Origin of the sequence: Nostoc sp. FACHB-888, assembly GCF_014696655.1 — a bacterium.
GTDB lineage: Bacteria > Cyanobacteriota > Cyanobacteriia > Cyanobacteriales > Nostocaceae > Nostoc.
In genome coordinates, this window is record NZ_JACJQM010000232.1 from 1 (window position 1) to 5,849 (window position 5,849).

The 5,849-nt window shown below is 39.3% G+C and carries 7 protein-coding genes; 4 read left to right on the top strand and 3 right to left on the bottom strand.

The features are described 5' to 3' along the window. Positions 1-270: 270 nt before the first annotated feature. The 3 genes from H6G26_RS37560 to H6G26_RS37570 all read right to left on the bottom strand — a co-directional run bounded on the left by H6G26_RS37560 (position 271) and on the right by H6G26_RS37570 (position 3,895). Positions 271-447, bottom strand: a complete 177-nt coding sequence (locus H6G26_RS37560; protein WP_190736697.1) for a hypothetical protein — start codon at positions 445-447, stop codon at positions 271-273. A gap of 3 nt (positions 448-450) precedes the next feature. After that, on the bottom strand, positions 451-642 hold the full coding sequence (locus tag H6G26_RS37565) for a hypothetical protein (RefSeq protein WP_190736699.1): 192 nt from the start codon (positions 640-642) through the stop codon (positions 451-453). Between the two features lie 247 nt (positions 643-889). Beyond that, entirely contained in the window at positions 890-3,895 is a 3,006-nt protein-coding gene (locus H6G26_RS37570) for a UvrD-helicase domain-containing protein (RefSeq protein WP_190736708.1), read from the bottom strand. A 607-nt stretch (positions 3,896-4,502) separates the two neighbouring features. On the opposite strand from H6G26_RS37570, the gene H6G26_RS37575 reads away from it, so the two are divergent. The 4 genes from H6G26_RS37575 to H6G26_RS37590 all read left to right on the top strand — a co-directional run bounded on the left by H6G26_RS37575 (position 4,503) and on the right by H6G26_RS37590 (position 5,800). Beyond that, entirely contained in the window at positions 4,503-4,661 is a 159-nt protein-coding gene (locus H6G26_RS37575) for a hypothetical protein (protein ID WP_190736710.1), read from the top strand. A 166-nt stretch (positions 4,662-4,827) separates the two neighbouring features. Beyond that, positions 4,828-5,178: a cupin domain-containing protein gene (locus H6G26_RS37580; RefSeq protein WP_190736712.1), complete on the top strand. Its 351-nt coding sequence runs from the start codon at positions 4,828-4,830 to the stop codon at positions 5,176-5,178. A gap of 48 nt (positions 5,179-5,226) precedes the next feature. Next, positions 5,227-5,481, top strand: a complete 255-nt coding sequence (locus H6G26_RS37585; protein ID WP_190736714.1) for a hypothetical protein — start codon at positions 5,227-5,229, stop codon at positions 5,479-5,481. A 25-nt stretch (positions 5,482-5,506) separates the two neighbouring features. After that, a complete protein-coding gene (locus H6G26_RS37590; RefSeq protein ID WP_190736716.1) occupies positions 5,507-5,800 on the top strand; it encodes a hypothetical protein in 294 nt (97 codons plus the stop codon). Positions 5,801-5,849: the final 49 nt, after the last annotated feature.

Sequence of the window (5,849 nt, forward strand, 5' to 3'; positions counted from 1 at the left end):
CTACCGATGCTAACGCTGCCCTATATGAGCTACAACAAATGAAAGATAAAGTACTTTCTCCAGTCGAGATAGACATTCTTAAGGACAACATTAGCTTATCTATTGTTGCTATCTAGCCTATACTCATGCTCTGCAACGGCCAGTTCCATATTTCTATGCGATCGCTCTTGTCACTGTAACCGTGAAATGAGCAAGTTGCTGTCCGCAGAACAGAATCTATAAGCGTTCCAATTGCGAACTTTATAGTAGGCTTTCATCTTCATCCTTTGGCTAGGCGGCAAGCGTAGCCATGCCGTCAGGCTTATCGTGCTGATCCTTGTCGGTTAACTCTATAATTTCAACAGCCGTTACCGTAATCGTTGCTGAGGCTGGGTTGTCTTGGATAGAAGTATTTTCTTTCGCAGAGTCGGTGGCTAACCCTTCTCCAAAGGATGGGCATATACGCACTCATCACCGTTCATCCCGCAACCACTCTAACCCAGTTCTCAACGCCGCCTCCGCCGTGTAATAAATCTTTTGTTCCCCGAATATGCCACCTGTGCGGCTGATGATACGGAATTCCCAGCAGTGTCCAGGGGTGTAAAAAACAATTAGGACACTGCCGTTTACACAGAGTAGCGTATCAATTTTAACTTGGGACATTTACTACTGTTGTGGGTATGATGATGCAAAAGCAATTGTCTAGGATTTCTCACCCAGATACTAACTCAAGCTATAGTAATTAATCCCAAATGCGAATGGCTTGGAGCTTTCGTTTGCTGCTACCGTTACCTAATGCTCCGCGCGTTTCAACCCAATAGCCAAAGCGCAGTATGGTTATAAGTCTCCTCTTGAACCTACTGTTATTATCGTAACTTCAGTTTTCGGCTTGGTGCAGTCAAACTTTGCCTCAATTGGCTTCAGGAATATTATTAATTAACGCAATATATTGCCCATAGTCAACATTATACTTTGCCAGCATATTTTCTAAATCATCATAAAACTGTACCTGGATTCCAAAAGCATGATAAATCCACCTAGCGCTATTAAAATATCCTTTTATTGAAAAATCCTGTGCAGGATAGGTACAACACCAACCTCCCTTTTTAGATTGCCAGATATAGCCTTCAGCATTGAGTAAATCTTTAATTGCGTAAGTGCCGTTTCGGCTTTCTCTACCCTGATTACTCACTTTAACAGTAATGCGCTGTATGCTTCCAACAAAAGATGGATAATCTAACCAATCAAGTAAGCTAACTCTTTTCCTACTTTTTAATTCTTCAAGGAAAGGTGACAAGTTTTTGGTTTCTGTGAGAATAAATAAATGCTCTACTGCACGAGTTAAGGCAACATAAAAAAGGCGACGCTCCTCATCAACTACTTGCTCAATGCTATCACCGAAAACACGGCTAAACATCAAATCAGGGTGTATTAATGGGTAACAACGAGGGACAGCATCAAGTATTATAACTACATCATTCTGAAGACCTTTATACTTGTGAGCGGTTGATATGCTTACAGCCTTTCTTGATTCTTCAGGAAGATAGGAGCGTATCAAGTTTAAGAAGTTGTCGAGTACGCCATGTTTTGATCTACCTTTACCATAATTTACATACCAAGGTAAACTATTCTTGCGGCTGAGTAAAACTACATTTTTTCTATCCTTGATAGCCTTGTCTACTAAGCGCAATATAGCAGGCGTTATACTGTCTCCTGGATGCTCTTCTTGCTCCTTGGGAGTTGGATCAAATTCTCCCATATCAGCAATTTCAACCGTTCCAAATATGGTTTTATGGGCGCGTGCAGGAGTACCCAATCCATGCATCAATGTATTACCGATATCAACAATTGAAGTAGCTGAACGGTAATTAGTAGCTATATTTAATTTTTGCGAAGGCTGGAAAAACTGCGCGAAATTCTGGTAAAAGCGAAGATCAGAACCAGCAAAACCATTAATTGCTTGCCAGTCATCACCAACACAGAAAAATTGTGCTTGAGGATTTTGTTGTCGAATTGCTTCTATTAAATGGTGAAAAAGTTCTGAGAAATCTTGATATTCATCAATCAGTATATATCGAAGACACCTTAAATCGCCAGTGCCAGATTTGCGACGAAATACAGTTTGTCCTGATGCGATAACTGCGGCAGCTTTTTGCATCAGTCCATCAAAATCTTCCTCACCTGTTGCCTGAAGCTGTTGCAAATAGGACTGATAAAACTTTTGTGCAAGCTCCAGAAAACCCTGCTCGACATCACTAGCACACTTATGATTATCAACGAAAGAGGCTAATTTTTCTGAAGTGAGGGACAGTTTGCGACAACGCTGGATAAATCCTTCTACTACTTTGGTAAAACGGTCTACAACTCTAAGTTTAATTTTCTTCCAAATCTCGTCTTCGGTTAAGCGATGGCACTTCATCCCATAATTTTCAAGACATCGTTTAAGTAAAGCACAAAAATCTTCTACTCCTTCAAATCTGAGGGTAGTCGGGGATAACTCCACAAAATGCCAGTTAGGATGATTTCGCCAATATTCTCGCTTATGTTCTGACATTATATCGTAATCTGGATCGCCTTCTAGTCCAAAATATTCAATAACTATCCCCTGATTTTCTCCAGTAACAATTGTAAAATCAGGGCGATAATTAATGTCATTCCACCAAAAATTACGCTCATATTTGTATGTGATGTTGTGTTCCAATAAAAAATTTGCAATTACTTTTTCACCAAAAGACTTGTAGTAGTTTCCGTCAAGCCCTTCTCTTGGTAATGAGCGACGGTAACGCAACATTTGTTCAGTACTTTTATCATAACCACCCCAAGCAATGCGCTCCCAGTCTTCACGAAAGTGCGCCATCATCAAAACGCGAATTTTTTCATAAACATTTGGCTTGCAGTGATACTCATAAATTACAGTCTGTAAAGCTTTGGCTTGGTTCTGTTGTCCATCTGGTTCATTGAAAAGAATGCTTTTTTCTGGATGAACTAAAGCATAAGCTAATGCATGAAAAGTCATTACATGAGGAATAGAGTTTTGTAATTGTAGAGTAAGGCGCTCTCGTATTTCTTCCGCAGCCTTGCGATTGAAAGCTAAAAGTAATATTTCATTGGGTGCAACACCGCAATGTTTTTGTAAAAATAAAGCTCGATTTACTAAAGTTGAAGTTTTGCCACTTCCAGCCCGTGCTACTACTTGTATATGACCTTCCACAGCACCAATTGCTGCTGCTTGCTCAAGGTCAGGTGAGGTATTTAAGTTAGTTTTTACCCATGATTGCACATAACTTAGCTTTTCAACTTGGTACTCTTTAAATAATATGTGTCCAGTACAGTTAGTTTGATAAAAGTTATCAGCATTGAAAAAATTTTGTTCAAACTGCTCTTTTATGCTGTTTAGTAAAAATGATTTTTTAACTTTCCTTGCTTCAGCTTCTATTATTTCAGCTTCTAGTTTTTGAGCTTCGCATCTTTCAATTTCTAGTTTTTGTGCTTCCCGCTTTTCAGCTTCCAGCCTTTGCGCTTCTAGCCTTTGAGCCTGGCGTATTTTAATTTCTTTCTCTTTTGCTTCCAAATTTTCAGCTTTCAATGTTCTCGCTTCTTGCTCAATTTTTGCTAATGAAATTATTTGTTCTAGAGAAAAAGGTGGTGACATTGTATTAAATATTTCAATAAATATCTCTTTGTAATATTTAATGTTAAATTCGTTTTTATAATTTATTTCAATTAATATTTCTTCGTGTTTTGTGTTTTGGTCTTTTATGTTCTGTATTTGTAAAATTTTTCCTTTAATTCCATACGTAATTTCTGCTTGAAAGCGACTAACTTCTCTACCAACCAAAAGATTCCAGAGGTTATCGTTATCCCCAATTACTTCTGCAAAGCTTTGAACATTGTCAATCTGTGAATCTTTATCCATTCTCTACCTAACTCTTACTTCAAATGCTTACAGTGACTTAAGCGCCTACTTTTATTTTTCCCGCAGATAGGGCAGAATTAACACAGACTATTTAGCACTTTAAAGATTAATGCTCTGCAAAAAAGGATTGGGAATTGTTAAGGAGCCACCAGGAGCAGATTGAAGTTACTTTCACAAACAGCAATATTGGTGTCAGTCGCTAGAAGAAGATTCTTATAGTGTGCGTGAATGACCGAACAATTCCCAGTTCGCAATGACTGACATCAAAATTGATTTTGTCTTCCTTGAGGAGAAATTATACAGATTCTGATAAAACATTCAAAAGTGGTAGATGAAATTGAACTTATTTACCTAGCAAGATACAAGAAGTATTCGATGTTTTATGTTCTAGTTAAAATAAGGAACTAATACAGCACTTCCGGCAGCTATGAGGTACATCCTAAAAGCTGAAAGCGATGATAGGAGAGGAGGAAGGAGAAAACTATATCGCATAATAGCCGGAAGCGCTGTAAGGGATTTTGCGGAGGTCGAGGAAGCAAATCTAAAAGGGGCTTTAGCTCCCGGTTCAAACTGAGGAAGAAGTTCAGGTAGAATCGCCTCACTTTTTTTGCGATGGTGTAACCGCCTGCTGGAAGCGATCGCCACATCCTTGCAAACGTTTGCCAGCCTGGACATTCAAAAGATTATATATTCTAAAAGTGTGCTGAGATTGGTTGCCTATATTTTTTTAGGTCATGCGCCGATCGCCAAAATTGTCTTTCCATAATTCAATACAGACACTCTTGTGGGAAAAGGGTAAAGGTCAAAGGCTAAAGGTTTTTTCTTATTCCTTTTCCCTTTCCCCCTTCCCATTTTCCCACTTCTGAAAGAAGTCTAATCTAGAAGTGTCTTTGTCGCTCTAATTAATCTCTTTACAAGAAAGGAATCATCCCATGACTACAAGCATACTCTCATTGAAGATAAACAAAATTCGTTGGGCGGACATCATTGAGTATCCCCAGCATGGAGCTAAAAGTAAGGTTCTGCTAGAAGATGAAAACTGCCGCTATACGCTGATGTCTCTGGCGGCAGAATCGACCATTGCAGAACATACCAATCCTCGCAATGCGACTGTGAATGTAATTGAAGGACAAGGCGTGCTGACGCTGGAAGATCAAGAGATTGTTCTAGAATCTGGAGTCTTTGCTTTTATACCCGCCAACGCACGCCACGCACTTAAAGCAGCAACTAACCTCGCCTTTTTATTAACGCTTTCTGAACAGGTTGCCAACTCCAAACATTGACCTGATAAGTTTCTCAACGCTGTTCCTAATGAGCGAGAACTCTCAACCATGTATTATCTGTTTATTAGGAGTCAAAAGCGCAAAACAGTCTTGAGTTACAGTCATGAGGAAAGAAGCGATCGCTTAATACTTGCATCTGTACAACAGATTATGCTGGGGCATCTACCCGAAAAAGATATTTATGTCCAATTAATAAATTCTTACAATTTGGGACTCGTATTTTCCATCGATTTGGTGTACCTTGTTAATTCTGTGCAATTATTAATACCTAACTTCTGGCAACTTTACTCAGACAAATTTTAAGCCAATGCCTTTAAGGGAACAGCCAATGAAAACTTCTAATGATACATATACTAAGAAGATCATCAAAAAATCCGACAAGCTTACCCTGAGACAGATGAAGTTAATCGAGGAGGCTGAAGACCAACTTCTTCAAGCTAATACTGACAATTCTACTGCCCCTGTGGTTGAAGTTGAGGAGAAAACAGTAGCGATTTCAGAGCCTAGAGTTCCTGACTATATTCCATTGCTTGACAACCCTCCAGTACAATCTGTGGGTAATTCCGGCTGGCAAGTGTCTGATGTCTGGCGGGATATTCGGGTAGATGATTTTTGTAATTAAAGCAGACAATTTGTATTCCCAGACAGTTCTGCATCAAGGCGGTTGCAGT

Bases quoted from the DNA above. Each gene is read 5' to 3' on its own strand.
- H6G26_RS37570 (WP_190736708.1), bottom strand. From the start codon at position 3,895: ATGGATAAAGATTCACAGATTGACAATGTTCAAAGCTTTGCAGAAGTA.
- H6G26_RS37580 (WP_190736712.1), top strand. From the start codon at position 4,828: ATGACTACAAGCATACTCTCATTGAAGATAAACAAAATTCGTTGGGCG.
- H6G26_RS37590 (WP_190736716.1), top strand. From the start codon at position 5,507: ATGAAAACTTCTAATGATACATATACTAAGAAGATCATCAAAAAATCC.
- H6G26_RS37565 (WP_190736699.1), bottom strand. From the start codon at position 642: ATGTCCCAAGTTAAAATTGATACGCTACTCTGTGTAAACGGCAGTGTC.
- H6G26_RS37585 (WP_190736714.1), top strand. From the start codon at position 5,227: ATGTATTATCTGTTTATTAGGAGTCAAAAGCGCAAAACAGTCTTGAGT.